The organism is Nonomuraea sp. NPDC002799, from assembly GCF_053592075.1.
This window is the reverse complement of record NZ_JBSFVA010000020.1, coordinates 136974-155696: the sequence shown is the minus strand read 5'-3', so window position 1 is coordinate 155696 and position 18723 is coordinate 136974. Positions and strand designations below refer to the sequence as shown.

General features: G+C 70.2%; 16 protein-coding genes. 9 read left to right on the top strand and 7 right to left on the bottom strand.

Annotated features, from left to right (window positions below; genetic code table 11):
- Positions 1–42: 42 nt before the first annotated feature.
- Both ACWD0F_RS31795 and ACWD0F_RS31790 read right to left on the bottom strand, forming a co-directional pair.
- Positions 43–651: a hypothetical protein gene (locus tag ACWD0F_RS31795; RefSeq protein WP_449881889.1), complete on the bottom strand. Its 609-nt coding sequence runs from the start codon at positions 649–651 to the stop codon at positions 43–45.
- A gap of 80 nt (positions 652–731) precedes the next feature.
- Positions 732–1331 (bottom strand): TetR/AcrR family transcriptional regulator, encoded by a 600-nt coding sequence (locus ACWD0F_RS31790; protein WP_449881886.1) that lies wholly within the window; start codon positions 1329–1331, stop codon positions 732–734.
- Between the two features lie 156 nt (positions 1332–1487).
- Here ACWD0F_RS31790 and ACWD0F_RS31785 point away from each other — a divergent pair, with 156 nt between their 5' ends.
- The gene (locus ACWD0F_RS31785) at positions 1488–2729 is read left to right on the top strand and encodes an alpha/beta hydrolase (protein WP_449881883.1); all 1242 of its coding nucleotides are present in this window, start codon (positions 1488–1490) and stop codon (positions 2727–2729) included.
- 50 nt (positions 2730–2779) lie between these two features.
- Here ACWD0F_RS31785 and ACWD0F_RS31780 read toward each other — a convergent pair whose 3' ends face one another.
- Positions 2780–3115, bottom strand: coding sequence for a hypothetical protein (locus tag ACWD0F_RS31780; RefSeq protein ID WP_449881881.1), 336 nt, complete (start codon positions 3113–3115; stop codon positions 2780–2782).
- A 113-nt stretch (positions 3116–3228) separates the two neighbouring features.
- Here ACWD0F_RS31780 and ACWD0F_RS31775 point away from each other — a divergent pair, with 113 nt between their 5' ends.
- Complete coding sequence (locus ACWD0F_RS31775) at positions 3229–4002, top strand: XRE family transcriptional regulator (RefSeq protein ID WP_449881878.1); 774 nt, start codon at positions 3229–3231, stop codon at positions 4000–4002.
- Positions 3999–4490, top strand: a complete 492-nt coding sequence (locus ACWD0F_RS31770) for an NUDIX domain-containing protein (RefSeq protein WP_449881875.1) — start codon at positions 3999–4001, stop codon at positions 4488–4490. The genes ACWD0F_RS31775 and ACWD0F_RS31770 overlap by 4 nt, the downstream gene beginning before the upstream one ends.
- Before the next feature lie 108 nt (positions 4491–4598).
- Here ACWD0F_RS31770 and ACWD0F_RS31765 read toward each other — a convergent pair whose 3' ends face one another.
- Both ACWD0F_RS31765 and ACWD0F_RS31760 read right to left on the bottom strand, forming a co-directional pair.
- Positions 4599–8129 (bottom strand): NACHT and WD40 repeat domain-containing protein, encoded by a 3531-nt coding sequence (locus tag ACWD0F_RS31765; protein ID WP_449881872.1) that lies wholly within the window; start codon positions 8127–8129, stop codon positions 4599–4601.
- A gap of 69 nt (positions 8130–8198) precedes the next feature.
- Entirely contained in the window at positions 8199–8438 is a 240-nt protein-coding gene (locus ACWD0F_RS31760) for a hypothetical protein (protein WP_449881869.1), read from the bottom strand.
- Between the two features lie 19 nt (positions 8439–8457).
- Here ACWD0F_RS31760 and ACWD0F_RS31755 point away from each other — a divergent pair, with 19 nt between their 5' ends.
- From ACWD0F_RS31755 to ACWD0F_RS31730, 6 genes are all read left to right on the top strand, one after another.
- Positions 8458–9753, top strand: a complete 1296-nt coding sequence (locus ACWD0F_RS31755; protein ID WP_449881866.1) for a hypothetical protein — start codon at positions 8458–8460, stop codon at positions 9751–9753.
- A gap of 731 nt (positions 9754–10484) precedes the next feature.
- The gene (locus ACWD0F_RS31750; protein ID WP_449881864.1) at positions 10485–11009 is read left to right on the top strand and encodes a sigma-70 family RNA polymerase sigma factor; all 525 of its coding nucleotides are present in this window, start codon (positions 10485–10487) and stop codon (positions 11007–11009) included.
- A 90-nt stretch (positions 11010–11099) separates the two neighbouring features.
- Positions 11100–11795 carry an anti-sigma factor family protein gene (locus ACWD0F_RS31745; RefSeq protein WP_449881861.1) on the top strand — a complete coding sequence of 232 codons (696 nt, stop codon included), beginning with the start codon at positions 11100–11102 and terminating at the stop codon, positions 11793–11795.
- Positions 11796–11814: 19 nt separating this feature from the next.
- Positions 11815–12669 (top strand): PHP domain-containing protein, encoded by an 855-nt coding sequence (locus tag ACWD0F_RS31740; protein ID WP_449881858.1) that lies wholly within the window; start codon positions 11815–11817, stop codon positions 12667–12669.
- 25 nt (positions 12670–12694) lie between these two features.
- Entirely contained in the window at positions 12695–13960 is a 1266-nt protein-coding gene (locus ACWD0F_RS31735; protein WP_449881855.1) for an FUSC family protein, read from the top strand.
- A 116-nt stretch (positions 13961–14076) separates the two neighbouring features.
- A complete protein-coding gene (locus ACWD0F_RS31730; RefSeq protein WP_449881852.1) occupies positions 14077–14739 on the top strand; it encodes a 2'-5' RNA ligase family protein in 663 nt (220 codons plus the stop codon).
- A 56-nt stretch (positions 14740–14795) separates the two neighbouring features.
- Here ACWD0F_RS31730 and ACWD0F_RS31725 read toward each other — a convergent pair whose 3' ends face one another.
- Positions 14796–15158 carry a hypothetical protein gene (locus tag ACWD0F_RS31725; protein WP_449881849.1) on the bottom strand — a complete coding sequence of 121 codons (363 nt, stop codon included), beginning with the start codon at positions 15156–15158 and terminating at the stop codon, positions 14796–14798.
- A gap of 103 nt (positions 15159–15261) precedes the next feature.
- The gene (locus tag ACWD0F_RS31720; protein ID WP_449881847.1) at positions 15262–18708 is read right to left on the bottom strand and encodes a tetratricopeptide repeat protein; all 3447 of its coding nucleotides are present in this window, start codon (positions 18706–18708) and stop codon (positions 15262–15264) included.
- Positions 18709–18723 lie beyond the last annotated feature (15 nt).

Genomic DNA, 18723 nt, shown 5'->3' with positions numbered 1-18723 from the left:
CTGTATTGGAACTTAACCCCATAAAAGGGGCTCGCCTAGAGGTTAGGAAGGCAGCGTCAAACCGGAACGCAGGGCCGCCACCACAGGCCCCGGATCGTCGGCGAAGAAGCGGATGGTGCCGGCCTCCGCGCGGCGGCCGAGCGGGCGGACGACCGCGATCGGCTCGGTCAGCTCGATCGTCACGTTGGTCCTGGAGGCGACCGCGACGCTGAGCCGGCCGTCCTCGATCGTCACCATTCCCTTCGCGTTGTCGTCGCGGCTCGTGCGCACCGAGGCGATCAGGTCGCGGGGTACGCGGAGGTCGAAGTAGGCGCCGTACCTGACGCGCAGCTCGCCGGCCGTGAGGACGTGCGGCCTGGTGGCGCAGGTCGCGGCCAGCATGACGCCGAACAGCAGGCCGTACAGGTCGGCGATCAGCACCCCCGAGCGCAGCCAGCCCGGCACGCCGGTCGCGGCGAGCAGCAGGTCCAGGACCACGGTCTCGACGACCGTCGCGAACAGCAGGAGCGACAACATGAACGTCTGCTCCTTGGCGTAGGTCGCGGTGATGGCGCCGGCGGGGACGCCGTGCTTGCGGCGCGCGAGCCACAACCCGAGGGCCACCAGCCCCTTCACCTCGAAGCCCAGGATCCTCAGCGCGGCTCTGACCATCGGGTCCCTCTCCGTCGGTGGTGATCACCACCGATTAGACAGGTTGACGTCGCGTCAAGGTCAAGCCGGGTGGTGTTGTTTCAGTGCGGGTTCGGTGGGGGCGGTGGGGTGAGGGCGCGCAGGACGTGGGTGATGAGGGAGCGGAGGTAGGCGGGGTCGGGCATGCCGAGGTGGAGGGCCATGCGGTGGTAGAGCGGGCCGTACAGCAGGTCGAGTGCGACGTCGAGGTCGGCGTCCGGGTGCAGTTGGCCGGCGTCTTGGGCTCGGCGGAGCCGTTGCTTGAACGTGGCGATGCGCGGCTGGATGATGCGTTCGCGCAGGTCGCGGGCGAGGTCGGGGTCGTGCAGTGCCTCGGCGATCACTCCGGTGCCGGGTGATGTGTGCGGCGGGGCGAGCATGCCGATGACCTCGGTCAGCATGCTGTGCAGGTCGGCGGCCAGGTCGCCGGTGTCGGGCGGGTCGGCGGCGATGGTCGCGGTCTCGTCGAGCAGCTCCAGGACGACCGCGCCCTTGGACGGCCACCACCGGTAGATGGTCTTCTTGCTCACCCCTGCGCGGGCGGCGATGGCCTCGATGGTCAGCCGCCCGTACCCGAGCTGGCCGCACAGTTCCCCGGTGGCGGCGAGGATCGCCTGCCGGCTGCTCTCCCTGCGGCGCGCTGGGTTCGGTGCCTTGGACATGCCGCCACTGTAGGTGGAAACGGAACGTGTCGTGTTGACACTGAGCGGCCCTTTCGGGCATCGCCCTGGCGACACGATACGTGTCGTTTAGTCTAAGGTTGAGGCGGAGACCGGAGGGCGTCATGGTCACCCCAGGTCAGGCGCTCTTCTCGGCCCATGCCGAAGCCGTACGTCGGCGCGCGGACGGTCACGGTCTCCGACCAGCCGGTGTTCACCCCTGGAGGTTTCGTGCCCGTCGGGTATCTGTTCCCTGTGGCGCTTGTCGCGATCGGCGCGCTGTTCGCGTTACGGCCGGTGCCGTTCTCAGGCCCGCTCGGCCGCCCGGGCTACTACTTCGGTCTGGCCGCCAATGAGCTGCCGTTCGCGGCCTTCTTCTGGATGTTGCTGCTCCCGACGGCGCTGGCGTTCGCCGAAGGCGACATCGACTCGGTGGGCGGGTGGGCGATCGTCGCCCTGGCCGCCGTGACCACGCTCGGGCTCGCGGTCATCGCCCATCGCGGACTCGGGGAGCGGGCGCGGATCGAGCACGCCCTGGACCAAGGGCTGGGCGCCGGATGGCGCGCTGCCCTCGACGCCGACCTCGCCGAAGGGCTGCGCCGCCGGCCCCCGCTGGCCCGCATCCTGTTCCTGCCCATCCTCAAGCGCCGCCTGGACGTCCGGCGCGTGGCCAACCTCTCCTACGGCGACGCCGGCCCCCACAACCTGCTCGACCTCTACCATCACCGCTCGCGCCCGCAAGGCGCGCCCGTCATGATCCACCTGCACGGCGGCACCTACTCCGGCGGCCACAAGAACAGCGAGTCGCTTCCCCTGCTCTACCACCTCGCCGGCCAGGGATGGGTGTGCATCAGCGGCAACTACCGGCTGCGGCCCCAGGCCCAGCACCCAGACCATCTGATCGACCTCAAGAAGATCATCGCCTGGGCGCGCGAGCACGCCCACGAGTACGGCGCGGACCCCTCAACGCTGTTCGTCGCCGGCAGTTCGGCGGGCGGGCACATGGCGGCGCTGGCCGCGCTCACCCAGAACGACCCCGCCTTCCAGCCGGGCTTCGAGGACGCCGACACCTGCGTGACCGGCGCCATCTACTTGAACGGCTGGTACGGCTCCTACTTCGGCCAGGGGCCCGAGTCCTCGCCCCTGGCCCACATCACCGCGGACGCACCGCCGTTCCTCGTGGCCCATGGCGATCTGGACCCGGTGGTGCCCGTGACCGAAGCCCGGCACTTCGCCGACCAGCTACGCCAGACCTCGGCCAACCCCGTCGTCTACGCCGAACTGCGCGGCGGGAACCACGCCTTCGACCTGTACCACTCGGTCCGCTTCGAGGCGGTCGTCGACGCGATCGAGGGGTTCACCGCCTGGGTGAGATCACGGGAGAGGAAGCCCAAGCCCTAACGGGACACCGCGGACGGCCGGCGGCACCCGCAACCGGCGGGCTTGGGGAGTCATCGGGGCCCCTGGCGGGACTGCGCGTTATGGATGAGGGCCGCCTGCCAGGCCAGCGTGGTCGCGAGCGCGATCGCGTCCTGGCACTGGATGAACGGCAGGACTCCGGCTGTGGCCTCCTCCAAGGTGATCTGGTGGCTGAGCCGGGCGGTCCACCACATCCGGCCGGTCGAGTCGGGTTCGTACGCGATGCTCCATCCCGGGTAGGTGTTGCGCAGGACGGAGAGCTGCCGGGCTCGCATGTCGAGCTGCAGCTCCGCCTGAGCGAGAAGATGACGGGCGTGCTGGTCGGCGGCTCGAACGAGCGCGTTCAGCTTCGGGTCGATCAACGGCACGTCACACACCTCTCACGAGCTGCGCTTTTGCAGCTACCGTGAAGCATGTTCCGTAGCCGGGGGACAGCGCGCCGTCACCATTGGACACCTAGAGACATCTTGCGGTCACCTAGATGCACGAAGGTGTGGTGCGGCAGGATGCCGCCATGGTGAACGAACGCCTGCGCCGAGCCATGCTCCGGGCCGGGCTCGATCCTCAACAACTCGCCGGCGTGGCCGAGGTCAGCGTCAAATCTGTTGAGCGCTGGCTACACAGCACCGTCGTGCCGTACCCCAAGACCCGCTACCGGATCGCGGCCATCCTCGGAGAGGACGAGTCCTATCTGTGGCCCGACGCGATCGACAAGGCATCGCTCGTGGGCGCCGAGGTGATCGCCTCCTACCCGCGCCGCAACGACGTGCCGCGCCACCTGTGGACGGAGACGCTACGCAGCGCGGAACGCAACGTTGACCTGCTCGCGTTCGCCGGCCTGTTCCTCACGGAGGAGCACCCCGACTGGCTTCCCACCCTGACGAGCAAGGCGAAGACGGGCACGCGCGTGCGACTCTTGCTCGGAGACCCGCAGGGAGCGCAGCTCGCGTCACGCGACGCCGAGTACCAGATCGGCGGTGGCGTCGCCGGGCGGGTGACGGCGGTCTTGGCCTACTACGGCCGGCGCATGCCGCCGACCGTGCAGATCAGGCTCCACGACACGCCGCTCTACAACAGCATCTACCGGTTCGATGATCAGATGCTGGTGAACGTCCACGTGTACGGACTGCTCGCCGCCTACACGCCCACGATCCACCTGCGGAGGATGGACGGGGCGTGGTTCAACACCTACCTGGAGTCGTTCGAGCGGGTATGGGCATCCGCCCGGCCGTGGGAGTACGGGGAGTCCGCATGAAGAAGCGCCGACGCATCGACCACTGGCGGGACCCGGACGCACCGAAGCCGACCAGCCGCAAGGCATCCGCCTCGGTGTTCGTCCGTGATGAAGCCGGTCGTCTGCTGTTGCTGCGCCGTACGGACAACGAGTTGTGGACGATCCCCACCGGAGGAGTGAAGAAGGGCGAGACGGTCGCGGAAGCGGGCGTGCGGGAATGTCGCGAGGAAACCGGTCTCGAGGTAGACGTGACGGGTCTGGTGGGAATCTTCTCCACGCCAGATCACGTCATCGTCTACATGCACGGCAAGAAGGTGGACGAGGTTCGGCAGCCTATCAATGTGTGCCTGCGTGCCCGCGTCGTCGGCGGAGACGTGCGGCCAGAGCCGGAGGAAGCGCGTGAGGTGCGCTGGGTCGAGCCCGATGCCCTCGACGACTATGCGATCCATCCGGCGATTCGGCTGCGGATAGACCGCGGTCTCGAGGATGAGGGACCGTACCTCGGCTAGTGACGTCCGAACCGGCCGCGCACCTCGCCGCCCGATAAGGACGGAGCGGACTCAGGCAAGGAAGAGTAGGCCCTGACCCAAGCAGAACATCGCGTCACGTCAAGCGGCTCAGGATGGCGGAATGGCGTTGGAGTACTCACGTGAAGGCGTCGCTGTGTTCCATACGCGGACGGTGCCGTCGTCTGCCTCTGTGGCCATCGTTCGTCCGTCGCTGCTGAACTGGATTTCGGACACGGGGCCGGTGTGCCCGACGAGCTGACGGCGGGGCTGGACAGTAACGGTGTCCCATAGCCAAACCGTTTCATCGACCGCTGCGGCAAAGATGCGTCCATCAGGGCTGAAGGCCACCGCCCGTATGCCTCTGAGGATGTTGCCATGAATGCGCAATGGAACGCAGGATTGGCGGGTGGCCGTGTCCCAGATGCAGGCGGTGTCATCATCTTCCGATGAGTCGCCAGGGGGGTCTATGACCACTACGGCGAAGCGATTTTCGGGGCTGAACTGTGCGCTGCTGGCGTTATAGAGGGTGTCGCCGGCAATCGTCAGCCTCTGCGGTGTCCGCTTGTGCGCCAGATCCCACATCCAGATGGTGCCGCCCGTGGCACTGATAACCGCCAGGGTGCGGTTGTCAGAACTGAAACTCGCCTCGCTTATGGGTCTTGACGGACTTGAGTTCAGCCAATCTAGCTGTTTACCGCTGCCGACATCCCATAGCGTCACCCTTCCTGGTGCTTCTAAGGGATAAGTCACCAGCGTGCGGCCGTCCGGGCTGTACCAAGTTGAAGAGACGTCGTTGGTCCTGAGCTTCCACAGAGGCCGAAGCTCGCCGGCATCCCATATCCAGACCGCGCTTCCGCTGCCAGAAACAGTGCTCAGTGTTCGGCTGTCCGGGCTGAAGGTGACGTCAGTGACGTCTGACCGGAGAGCGGAGACCGTCGCCGGTAGCGCGCGGAGTGATCCTGTACGTATGTCCACCAGCTGAAGCGGCGCGTTTCTCCTGTATAGCGTGAAAGCGCTGCTGTCGGGGGTGAAAGACGTATAATCATCAAAAGTTTTAATGACCTGCCGAAGCAGTTTTCCCGTGCCGACATCCCATATCTGAACGGTGGAGCCGGCCGGATCGGCACTGTCCACCATGAGAAGCCGACCATCCGCGCTGAATGACAAGGGTTGGCCGGGATTCGATGCGAGGGTGTGGACATGTCGCTGTATGTTCCACTGCCAGATGTTTACCCTGCCGCGTCCATCGGCAAATGCGACGGTTTTCCCATCGGTGCTGAAGATCGGATATCCATCGGTCAGAAAGGTAGCCTGCGACTGATCATCAGGCAGATTTCCGATCAGGGTGTTCCATGCGAGCAGGCCGGTGACGGTCGCTGCTGCGACAAGCGAGCGACGCCGCCGCTTTGCCTTGATGGCGGAAGAAGCCGAGACTGGCAACTGCTGATTCGCCAGCCACTCTTGCACCCGATAATGCCTAAATTGGTACGTTCCACCTGATTGTCGCAGTAACTCTTCCTTGCGGGCATGCGCGAGGAAGCCGAGCAGCCGCCAGGGCAACTGACCACGTGCTGCCAGGACCGCTCTGGCGATGACGAACCTCGGCCAGGCACGGGTGAGCATGATGAGAAGGCCGAATCCCAGTCCGATGAGAAGGGTGGTCGAAAGAGGAAGCAGCGAGCGGTAGCCGGCAATGCCGAAACTGGCGTCGATCACGTCGCTTGCGGTCGGCTCACCTGACCACCCCATGCCCAATCTCATGAGGACGCCGGCGACGGCGACCCCGGCGGCCAGGCAGGGGAGCGAAGCCAGTGAAAGCACGGTGCCCGCGGCCACGGCTCCGACCGGAGAAGAGACGCGGTCCTGCCGGAGGAACGCGTGAGGACTCGCCTGAGCCGACCGCGTGGGCGGGGCTTCCAGCCAGCTGTGGACGGCCATCGCCAGCCCGATGACACAAGCGAGCGAGACCATCAGCGCCAGGAAGTGCCAGTACCTCTCGATGACTGCCGGCTCAGGCGGCCAGGGTCCGGCAAGACTGACGATCCCAACCCCGATCGCTGTCGGGACCAGCAGGATCGCGGCCAGAGCGGCCCCTGCGGCGAATCCCCGGCGCAGCCGCACCAAGGACCCGGTCAGCGCGAAGGAGAGCTTCCCCGGTGCTCGGCCCGCGCCGATGTACCAGGCGACCATGGCCAGCACCGCGTAGAACACGCAGACCGTGACGTTGCCGCCGAGCATGTCCAGCACACCCCCAGTGGTCGTGCCGGTGTCTGGGTCAGGGGTTCCCAAGGTCGCAAACATGATCATGAGCAGGATGAACCCGGCGGTGATGCCGATGCCGGAGGCGACCCACGGTGAGAGCAGTCGCTGGCTGAGGAGCCACCACGCCAGATCCCGCTCGCGATGCTGATGCAGGTATTTCGCGAGGAACACCAGCCAGCCCCGCGCTTTGTGGGCGTCCCATTTGGCGGTCGGCGTCGTGTACGCCGCGTCGATCATGCGGTCGATGAGATAGTCCTCCACGGCGTGCCTGCTGCCGAACCTCGCATCGTCGAGCAGCTCACCCGGATCGCCGCCGCAGCGCTGATAGGTGCGACGGGCGAGCGACACCATGAGGGGAGTGGACAGAGAGGTGGCAACCGGACCCTCGGGGTCGTCGTGCAGGTGGGTGAAGACGGTGCTCCAGTCGGTGCCGTCGGGCCAGGGGACCTCCGAGAGGTAGGCGACGACGTCCGGGGCGGCGAGCGGGGCGACCTCCACCACCGGCGCCTTGCGCAACACCGGCACGCCACCGGTGATGACGTCCTCGTACTCGACGGATCGGCAGGTGACGATCACCGGGCGCTCGCGGCCGATCGCGGTGCTGATGGCGCGGACGGCGCTGCGGCGCACCGACTCCTGGATCTCGTCCAGACCGTCGATGACAGGCACCAGGAGTCCGCGATCGGACAGCAGTTGGGGGATCTGGGGGCGGCCGTTGTAGTAGGAGGCGGCCAGCGCCCGTACTATCCACTCGTCCATGGGCTCGCTGACCGGATCCCACGACGAAGCGGCCAGCAGGACGGGAACCGGGGTGCCGGCGACGCGGGTTTTGCCGAGCAGGCCCAGGGTGAGGAGGATCGCCAGCACGCTCTTGCCCGCGCCGGGCTCGCCGAGGATGACGAGCCGGCCGCTGGCCAGGCGGCCGTAATCCGCGGCGAGCTGCTCCGTCGCCTCATCGAATCCGCCGGTGATCCGGCCGGTCAGACGGAGTCGTAGCACTCGACCGGTGCGGGGTGGCCCGGAAAGGACGACCGACGTGTCACTGACCTGGCGATCAGTGGCGGACCAGGTGAGCGGGAGGACTCCCGTGTCACTCAGGCCCCGGGCGCGGGCCTCGTCCAGCCACTGCCCTTTGATCGTGCTGGCCAGGTCGTCGGCCAGCTCTTCCGGGCGCAGCGGGCGTTCTTCGCCGCCGCGCAGGTAGTCGGCGACGGTCACGCCCAGGGCGGCCAGCCCGATGAAGCAGCTGATCACGCTCGCGCGGGCGTCATTTTCGGCCAGACCTGAATTGAATGTCCAGTAGGCCAGTGCGAGGAGCGACATTCCCATTATCGCGACCATCGCATTGCGAATGTGTCGCCGCCACGTGCCGGGCATGGGGTGAGTGTAGCCCAGCGGACGGCGCGTTTATCGGGCGTCCGCGCAGCCGTTGTCAGGGTTTCACGATCACGCCCTGGTTGCGGCTCCCTTGCTGGTCAGGTGGGCTTCGTCGTGGATGAAGGTGACGCTGATCTCCATTTCGTCCGGCATGATCGAAAGATTCTGCCGCCGCCTTGATGTCACGTGTGCTTTTTGCGCATCGGATTGAACCCGTGCCGCGCCGCCGGCGTACCACGTGACGGAAAACGGTAATTGCCGATGGCCCGACCTGCCTGCGTGAACATCGGCGTGCCGGGCCGCGCTCATCAGCACCTTGGGGATGGCGATGGACTTTCAGGGATGGAGTGGCGGACTGGCCCTGCTACCCCGGGATTACCTGGGGCAGGGCGAACCGCTCGGCGCCGTCGTCCAGACGGCGGGACCCCTTCAAGGCGAGGCCCTCTACCTGTTCGCGCTGGGCACCGCCGCCACCATGGCGCGGCTGCACCTGGGCGGGATCGCCGGACTGCGCCTTGAGCCGGGGAACGTCATGATCGGGCCGCGTGGCCAGGCGTTCTTCGCGCCGGGGCCGCGCAGCAGTGAGTTCCCCTCGCAGGACGTTCGGGACTGGGCCGGGGTGATGGTGTTCGCGGCGACCGGGCGGCATGAGGGGCGGCAGCCCGATCTCGGCCGGGTGCCGCCCGCGCTGCACTCGGTGATCGACGAGTGCCGCCGCCAGGACGCCGGTGCCCGCCCGACCGCCGTGGACCTGGTGCGGATCCTGCTCGGCCGGTCCGGGACCACCCCCCGCTCCTCGGTGCCCGCCCTGCTGCGCGAGGCGGAGCAGCGGACGCGGTCGTACGTGGAGCCGTACGCGAGGGAGCGGCGGACCCGGCCGTACGCGGGGTCGGCGCCGCGCGGGGCGGTGGCCGTGCCGAAAGCGGTCTGGCGCAGGCCGGCGTACCTCGTCGGCATCGCTGTCGGCGTGCTGGTCGTCACGGTCGCGGCGGGCGCCGTCACCGTGATCGCGGGCGGGCAGGACGGGCGGGCTTCGGTGGACGTGGTCAGCGCCATCGGACGCCGTACCGCCACCTTTCATCAGGAGGGGGCCGCGCGCCTGACGAGGTTCGCCGCCGACGGTGAGCTGAGCTTCGACCAGAACGCCGCCGACGCCGCGTACGAGATGCGGGTGACCTGCCAGAACGCGACCACCCCCGTGGCCGTCTCCCTCGTGGGGAGCAAGGGCGTGGCGGGCGGGGTGCCGTTCGACGTCGAGCGGCCGCAGGCCGGGCCGTGCGCGCCCGCCGAGGCCCCGTCCATCCGGCGCTACAGCTCACCCCACACGATCAAGGCCCTGCTCGAAGCGGCGGGGACGAACACGAGCAGCACGTCGGCGCCCGGCGCCGGCCGGACGATCACCGGAACGGCCATGGGGCACCGGATCCGGGGCGAGGACGTGCGCGGGTCCTATGGAACGGCGATCGGGGAGGGGCCGATCCGGTTCGAGGTGGCGGTGAACGGCGATGGGCTGCCGACGCGGCTCAGGATCGAGATGGACAGCAGGTTCGGCGGCCCCCTGACGGTCGAGACCGTTTACGGGGACTGGCGTGCCTTCGAGGGCGCGGAGGTGCCGCATGGCTGAGGAGTTCACCGGCAACGGCGCGGAGGCTGAGACTGAGGCTACGAGCGTTCTGCTGCTCGACGCCCTCGGCGGGAGCGGGTGATGAGGCCGCTCGCGCTCGGCGTGCTCACCGGTGTCCTGGTCGCGACCATCGTGGCGTCGCTGGCGTTCGCGCTGGCGGACCGGGCCGCTGCTGCGGGCACGACGAGAGCCGCTGTTCTCACGGAGGAGCCCGTTCCTCCAATCGCTGCGTGGCGACGAACGTGATCGGCGTCAATATTCCGAAAAGTAGAAAATATGCGCTTTTCACCAGGATGGCTATAGCGATGGAAATGGGCGGCGGCAGCGGCGACGAAAGAAGCTCGACCGCGCTATTGCGGTGCCGCGCCTCGCTGCTGACACGACGATCTTGGCGGCAGCATTGCCCGGGCGGGCGGCCAGGGCCGCGTGCGCTCGGGCCGGCCCACGCTGATCGACGCTCCAGGCGCGAATGGGCTGTCCGCGAGGGGGGACTCGGGGTTGAGGTGGGCGGTGCCGGACTCCGGTCCTGCGGTACGGGCGAAGCGGGGTCGAACGTCCGCCGAATGATCATAATTCACTCGTCCGGGAGTGGGCCCGATTTATCGATTGAATCTGGCTATGCAGCAAGAACGGCAAAGTGCCTGACCCGGGCCCCGCGCGTGGCTAGAGTAACAATTCCCATATCAGCGCGATATTTCAGGATATCCGCAGCGCGAGGAGCCAGCCCTCTTGTGAACCACCGCGTAACCGACGAGGCCATGGTCCGAGCCCTCTACCGCGAATACGGCGCCCCCCTGATGGCCTTCGCCGTCCGGCTGACGGGCGGCGATCGGCGCTGGGCCGAGGACGTCGTGCAGGAGACCCTCGTCCGCGCCTGGCGCAACCTCCACGACCTCCGTACGGAGTCCGGTTCGCTGATGCCCTGGCTCGCGACCGTGGCCCGCCGCGTCGTCATCGACAACCGCCGCCGCTCGGGCACGCGCCCCCTCGACACCGTCGAGGACATCCACGACCGCGCCCAGCCCGTGGCCGCCGAGGACGAGCGCCTGCTGCGCGAGATCGTCGTGACCGACGCGATGCTCTCCCTCTCGCCGGCCCACCGCCAGGTGCTCACGGAGACGTTCCTGCTCGACCGGACGGTCCAGGAGGCCGCGCAGACCATAGGCGTGCCGGTGGGCACCGTGAAGTCCCGGGTGTACTACGCCATGCGCGCGTTACGGGTGGCGCTGGAAGAAAGGGGGGTGACGCTGCCATGACCACGGTGCGTCACGAGGATGAGGCAAGGGGGGTGACGCTGCCATGACCACGGTGCGTCACGAGGATGAGGGAAGAGGGGTGACGCTGCCATGACGGAGGTACGTCACGAAGATGTGGCCGCGTACGCGCTCGGCCTGCTCAGCGAGGACGAGCAGATCGAGTTCGAGCGCCACCTGGACGTCTGCGGAACGTGCTCCGGCGAGGTGGGCACGTTCGCGGCGATGGGTGAGCTGATCAAGACCGTGCATCCGGACGATCTGCTGCCCAGCCCGCCTGACGCCCAGGTCGAGTCCCTCCTGGTGCACCGGGCCGCCACCGAGCGACGCCGCCGGCGGCTGCACCGCACCGTCATGTCCGCCGCAGCCTGTGTGCTCGTGGCGGCCGGCGTCTTCATCGCCGTCAACTCGGTGACCGGCACCCCCAACCCCGACAGCGTCCACGGCCCGGCCCGCGAGCTGCTGCTCACCGGCCGGACGTACGAGATCACCGACCAGGCCACCGGCGTGACCGGCGTCGTCGGCCTGGAGGACAAGGGCTGGGGCACCCACGTCGCGCTGGAGCTCAAGGGCGTCAAGGGCCCGCTGCAGTGCCGCCTGCGCGCGTTCGGCGACGACGGCCGCTCCGAGGTCGTCGTGAGCTGGGGCGTGCCGGCCAAGGGGTACGGCGTGCCCGGCTCCCCGGACCCCCTGGTCCTGCACGGCGGCACCAGCCTCCCCCAGTCCGACCTGAACCACGTCACCATCGAGACCACCGACGGCAGGAGCCTGGCCACCGTCCAGGTGTGACGGCCTACGATCGAGGGCGATGCGCATAGACCTGCACAGCCACAGCACCGCCTCCGACGGGACACTGCCTCCGGCCGACGTGCTGCGCCGGGCCCGCGAGCAGGGGCTCGACGTGCTCGCGCTGACCGACCACGACACCGTCGCCGGGCACCGGGAGGCGATCGAGGCGCTGCCCGCCGGGCTGACGCTGGTGCCGGGCATGGAGCTGTCCTGCCGGCGCGGCGGCCAGAGCATCCACCTGCTCGCCTACCTCTTCGACCCGATGGAGCCCGGCCTGCTCGCCGAGTGCGCCCGCATCAGGCAGGCCCGCGAGGTCCGCGGCCGGCTGACCGTCGAGCGGCTGGCCGAGCTGGGCGTGCCGGTGACCTGGGAGCAGGTGGCCGCACAGGCCGCGGGCGGCCCGGTCGGGCGGCCGCACATCGCCCGCGCCATGGTCGAGGCCGGTGTGATCGCCGAGCCCGCGCTCGCGTTCACCCCCGAGTGGATCGGCGCGGGCGGGCGCGCGCATGTGAGCCGCTACGCCCTGGACCCCGAGCAGGCCGTACGCCTGGTGCGCGCGGCCGGCGGGGTCGCCGTGCTGGCCCATCCGAAGGCGGCCGGACGGGGCGAGGTCGTGCCCGACGAGTGGATCGCCGACCTGGCGGGGGCCGGGCTCTTCGGCGTGGAGGCCGATCACCAGGGTCACGACGCCCAGGCTCGCGCGCACGTCCGCGATCTGGCCGCGAACCTGGGGCTGGCCGTGACGGGGTCCAGCGACTACCACGGCGACCCGGGCGGGCCGGGGCTCGGCTCCGAGACGACGGCGGCGGAAGTCTACGAACGCCTGACGGCCACGGCGACGGGCGCCCGCCCGATCACGTCAGAGCACCCATGAGCTTCTGAACGAGCTTTTGAGCTGCGTGTTCGGTGTCTGGCGCCTGGCTGGGCAGGGCATGGACATGGAGCGCGAATCGGGGCGCGGGCGCGAGTCGGCCCGCTCCCCGCTCGGACGCATCGCGTCGGGCGGGGCGGCGGCGCTCGCGCGTATCCGGAGCATGGGGCTCGGCGGCTGGCTCCGGATGGAGCGCGACGAGCTCATCCAGACCGCGAAGGTGACGGGGGCCTGCGTCCTGGGCTGGTGGCTGGCGGCGCACGTGCTCAAGGTGGACCTTCCGGTCCTGGTGCCCATCGGTGTGCTCCTGACGGTCTCGGCGACCGCGTACAGCACGGTGGTGCGCGGCGCCCAGCAGGTCGGCGCCGTGGTCGTGGGTGTGGGGGCGGCCACGGCGCTGATCTCGCTGATCGGCGTCAACGAGGTGACGCTGGCGGTGCTGGTGGTGGCCGGGCTGGTGTTCTCCCGCCTGCTCAACCTGCCCGCCCAGAACGTGCAGATCCCCATCACGGCGCTGCTCGTGTTCGCGCTCGGCCACACCTATGGGTTCGCCCGGCTCGCGGACGTGCTGCTGGGCGCCGGGATCGGCATAGCGGCGAACCTGCTGATCCTGCCGCCCCGCTTCGTCGAGCACGCGGGCCGGGAGCTCGGCGCGCTCTCCGGCGAGCTGTCCGAGCTGGCCGGGGACATGGCGTCCGGCCTGCGGTCCGACTGGGACAAGGCGATGTCGGAGGACTGGCTCGACCGGGCCAGGGCGCTGTCGCAGCGCCTGGAGGACGCCAAGGAGGTGGCGGACCAGGCGGCGGAGTCGGTCCGGCTGTCCCTGCGCCGCCGCCGCTACGACCGCAGGCTCCGCCAGGTGGCCGAGGCCGCCACGTGCCTGGATCATGCCTGCCACCAGTTCAGGGCGATCGCGCGGGGGCTGGCGGATCTGGTGGCGGGTGTACGCGGGCTGCCCGGCGAGGACGCGGCCCACGAGCTGGAGCCGATGGCGGACGAGCTGGCGACGCTGTCGCGGATCTTCCACCTTTTCGGCCGGCTCCAGGCGGGCCGGGGCCGGCGTGAGGACATGGAGAAGCTGCGCGCGGCTCTGGGTGAGGGGGAGTGGCAGCAGCGCAGGCTGCTCCTGGAGTTCGACCGGACGCGGCACAACCGGCTGCGGTCGTTGCAGGGGGCCCTGCTCGACGAGTGCGCGCGGATCCGCCACGAGTTCGACCCGGATCACGGCCCGCACCGTGCCGCCTTCCCGCCCGTGCGGTCGCCGGAGCAGCGCGCCGCCGTACCCCAGGATTGAGGGGCGACCTGGCGCCTCGCGCGCATCAGGCGCCGGCTCCCCCCGAACGGTGACCGCGGCTTGCGCGCATCAGGCGCCGGTCCCCCGAGCGGGTGAGGACCGGGCATACTGCTCGGATGTCTGATTTTGCCGAGTTCCGTGCCAGCGGACGCGCGGCCCTGCTGGCGGGTCAGGCCACCCATGACATTCCCATGGTGGCAGGCGCGCGCCGATGGGGAGCGGCGGCCGTGCTCCGTCCTCCGGGCCCGGTCCTGGACCGCCTGACGGAGCTGGCCGGCACCCTGCGCGCCCCCGGCCACTGGGTGCACGGCCGCCGTACCCTGCACGTCACCCTCAGGTCCCTGGAGCCCTACCGCGACACGATCCCGGAGGGCGACCGGCTCCGCCGCGTGTACGGCGAGGCGCTGGCCGAGGCCGCCACCGGCCTGCCGCCCGCCCGGGTACGCCTGGCGGGCGTGAGCCCGCACGCCGGCGGCGTCCTCGTCCACGGCAGCCCGCAGGACGAGACGCTGGTCACGCTCTACGAGCGGTATGCCCGCGCCCTGGAGTCCCGCGGTGTCAGGGACCTCGAACGCGGCCGGGTCCGCGACCGCTGGTACGTCAGCCTCGTCCACTTCGCCGGCCCGCTCGCCGACCCCCGCGCGATCGTGGCCTGGTGCGACGCGCACGCGACCGCCGACCTCGGCGTGGCGGAGCTGGCCACGGCCGAGATCGTGCGGTTCGTCCTCGCGGGCACGGACATCCACGTCAGCTCCCTGGAGCGGGCCCGCCTGGCTTGAGACGGCGGGGCGTCACCCGGCCCCATACCTGAGGTGACGCCCCGCCGCCGCCCCGGTCAGCCCAGCAGCAGCGCCGTGACGAACTGCAGCAGGTGCCAGGCCACATAGGCGCTCACCGAGCAGAACGCCCATTCCTTGCTCCGGTTCACCCTGGCGATCCAGCGCGACTCCTCCGTCCTGCGCCCCAGCACGGTCCTGGCGACGAAGTACGCCGAGATCAGCCAGGCCACCCCCGAACCCAGGACAAGGGCGAGCGAGATACCCAGCAGCACCTCGAACCCGGGCGCCCCAGGCCACGGCGAAAGCTGGCGGGCCCAGGCGGCCAGGACTCCGGCGAGCAGGACGGCGGTGATCCGCCTGTCCTTACGCGTCTGTCGTTTCAGCGACTCAAGATCTCGCCGCAGATGGTCTTTGAGCATCCGGATCACCTCCGCTTGGAGTAGCTGGTAGCACCAGCTAACGGAAATTCCCGGAAAAGATCTGCGACCTCCTGCCCGCAATTCCACGACTTTTCGCGGAATTTCAGGCCAGATCCCGAAGTTCCTCCGCCACCCGCTGCGCCTCGAAGACGTCCCCCACCTCTTCGAGCGCCTGCCCGGCCTCCCGCAGATAAGCGACCGCCGCGCTCAGATGACCCAGCCGGGCCGAGATCAGCCCGAGCGCCCGCAGCGCGCACCCCAGATCCCGCCGGGTCCCGCACTCCCGATGCACGTCCCTGGCCTGACTCGCGTGAAGCAGCGCCTCCTCGGCCAGATCCAGGTCCAGCAGCACCATGGCCAGCGTCGTGGCCGCCGCCGCCCACCGGTCCCTGGTGCCGGTCTCGTTCTGCAGCTCGACCGTCTCCCGCGCGAACGGCAACGCCGCCCCGGGCTTGCCCGCCGTGTGCAGCGCCTGCGCGATCGACAACAACGAGCTGGCCCGGTTGTCCCGCAGCTCCTCCCTGACCGTCAGCGACGCCCTGGCGGCCTTCAGCGCCGGCGTGTGCTGCCCGAGCGACAGGTACGTGTACGCCAGCGTCTCCTGCACGTCCGCCTCGCCCCGCCGGGTGCCCATGCCCTGCACGATGTCGAGCGCCTCCAGGGCGTACACGAAGCCCACCTGCGGCAGCCCCTGCCGGCGCCGCACCCGGGCGAGCCGGTTGAGCATGCGGGCCTCCACCGGCCCGTCGCGGATCACCCGGCTGATCCCCAGCGCCTGGGTGAGGTAGTCGTCGGCGCGCAGGTAGTCCGACAACCGCCAGTGCACCAGGCCGATGTCGCCGAGCGTCTCCGCCTTGCCCTGCTCGTGGTGGAGCTCCACCTGCACGGCCAGCGCCTGCTCGTAGTAGGCCAGCGCCTCGTCGTAGCGGGAGCCGTTGCGCGCGATGCGCCCGAGCGCGCACAGGGCCCGCCCGCAGCCGTGCTGGTCGCCGGTCGCGGTGTAGCCGGCCAGCGCCCGCTCCGCGTCCCGCCGCGCGTCGTCCGGCAGCCGCAGCACGTCGTAGATCTCGGCCAGGCAGAGCAGCGTCTCGGCCTCGGCGTGCTCGTCGCCCAGCTCGTGGCAGATCGACAACGCCTCCAGGCCCTCCGACAACGCCGCGTTCGGCTCGCCCAGGTTCCGCTGCACCCGGGCCGAGATGATCAGGCTCTGCGCGGTGCCCCTGCGGTCGCCGAGCCGTCCCCGTACGTCCAGCGCCTGGCCCGCGTGCTGCAACGCCAGCTCGTAGCGCTCCTGGGACAGGTGCAGCCGCGACAGGGTGTGCAGGCAGCTCGCCACGCCGCCCAGGTCGCCGATCTCCCGGTAGAGGCCGAGCGCCTCGCCCGCGCAGGCCAGCGCGTCCTCGTTCTGGCCCGCGATGCCGTGCACCTCGGCCAGGTCGTTGAGCGCCCGCGCCCGTCCCACGCCGTCGCCGAGCGAGGTGAAGTCGGCCAGCGCCTCGCCGATGAACCTGGCCGCCAGCGTCGAGGGCCCGATGTCGCGGTGGATGGAGCCCAGGTGGCTGCGCATGAGCGCGATGGCCCGCCGGTTGCCCACCTGTATCGCCGAGGTCAGCCCGGCCTGCTGCACCTCAAGGTTGTTCTCGTAGTAGCGCAGGCTCCTGAACGGCGCGTACACGGCCTCCGCCAGCCGCCAGGCCATCCCGTGCGCGCCGTTCTCCTCCGCGAGCCGGACGGCCGACACCAGCGAGCGCCGCTCGGCCTCGAACCACTCGCGCTGCGTTCCCGCGTCGGTCGCGACCGCCAGGTAGTGGTCGAGCAGGCGTACCCGCGCCTCGCGCACGCCCGCCTCGGCGTGCCGGCCCAGCTCCCTGGCCAGCCGCTTGACCAGGTCGTGCACCCGGTAACGCGGCCCGGGCAGCGGCTCGACCAGGTACGCCCGGTGCAGCCCCTCCACCGCGACCACGGCCTCGCTCACCGGCACGCCCAGCGCGGCGGCCAGCACCTGCGGCGCGAAGTCGCGCCCCGGCAGCAGCCCGACGTGCCGGAACGCCCGGCGCTGCCCCGGGCTCAACGACTCGTACGCCAGGTCCAGCGCCGACCCGAACGCCTCCTCGGGATCGCCCGCCGGCAGCCGGTCGGGGCCGCGCAGCTCCCGCACCCGCGACTGCACGCTCAGCCCGGGGTTCTCGGCCAGTTTGGCCGCCGAGATCCGCAGCGCGAACGGATGGTAGGAGCACACCCTGGCCAGCTCCGCCAGCGCGTCCCGGCCGGCGGCCCGCGGCGAGTCCTTGCCGAGCACCGCCACCAGCAGCGCCACCGCGCTGCCGGGGTCGAGCACCGGCAGGTCCATCAGGTCGGCGTGCCCGGTGGCCCGCAGCGGCGCCATCCGGGTGCGGCTGGTCACCAGCACCACGCAGTCCTTGCTGCCGGGCAGCAGCGCCCGCACCTGCGCGGGGTCGGCGGCGTTGTCCAGGATGAGCAGCAGCCGGCGCCCGGCGATCCTGCTGCGGTAGAGCAGCATCAGCTCCGCCTCGTCCGAGGCGGGCTCGCTGATGCCGAGCGAGCGCAGGATCTGCCCCAGCGCCTCGACGGCGGTCATCGGCGGCTGGCTCGGCGACTGCCCGCGCAGGTCGATCACCATCTGCCCGTCGGGGAAGCGCTCGGCGTGCAGGTGCCCCCAGTGCGTCACCAGCGCGGTCTTGCCCACTCCTGGCAAGCCCTGCACGACCATGGTGTTCGTCCGCCGCGGCCGGTCCAGCCAGGCGGTGAGCAGGTCGAGGCTCTGCTGCCGCCCGGTGAAGTCGGACACCGCGGCGGGGAGCTGGCGCGGTTTGGGCACCTCGCCGACCGGCAGCCGCTCGCTCGGCGGGGGCGGGCCAGGCCGGGTCAGGAACGGCGTCACCTGCCCCTGCCAGATCGCCGACAGGTGCTCCCAGCCTCCGGCGGCGTCGCGCAGCGCGGACGGGTCGCTGATCCGCAACCGCCGGTATCCGGGACGGACCAGCCAGCCCCGCTGGACCCACTGCGTGAGCTGCCGCTGCACCACGTCCGGTGAGCTGCCGACGAGGTCGGCCAGCGTCTCCATGGACAGCGGCGGCGCCGACTCCGAGGCGAGCCCGTAGCGCTCGTCGAGGTGCAGCAGCCACACGGCCAGCCGGGCGGCCACGGGGGCGCGGGCGAGCGCCTCGTGCCTGCGGGCGGCCATGTTCCTGGCGAACAGCTCCTGGACCAGCGCGGTCAGCACGGCGGGGCTGGCTGAGGCGTGCTCGCGCAGCCGGCGCAGATCGATCGGCCAGGCCCGCAGCTCGGTCAGCGCGTCGACCTTGACCCGGTCGCCGGCGCTCCAGAAGGCCAGCTCGCCCACGAGGTCGCTGTCGCCGCGCAGGTCGTGCACGGCCTCGCGCTCGCCGGCCGGGGTGTATTCGCGGGCGTAGCCGTAGTCGATCACATAGATGCGGTGGGCGGCGCGCAGCGGGGAGCAGATGATCTCGTTGCGCCGGTAGATCCGGGGGCGGGCCCCCTCGTCCACCAGCGACCTGAACAGACTCACCGGACACCACCAATC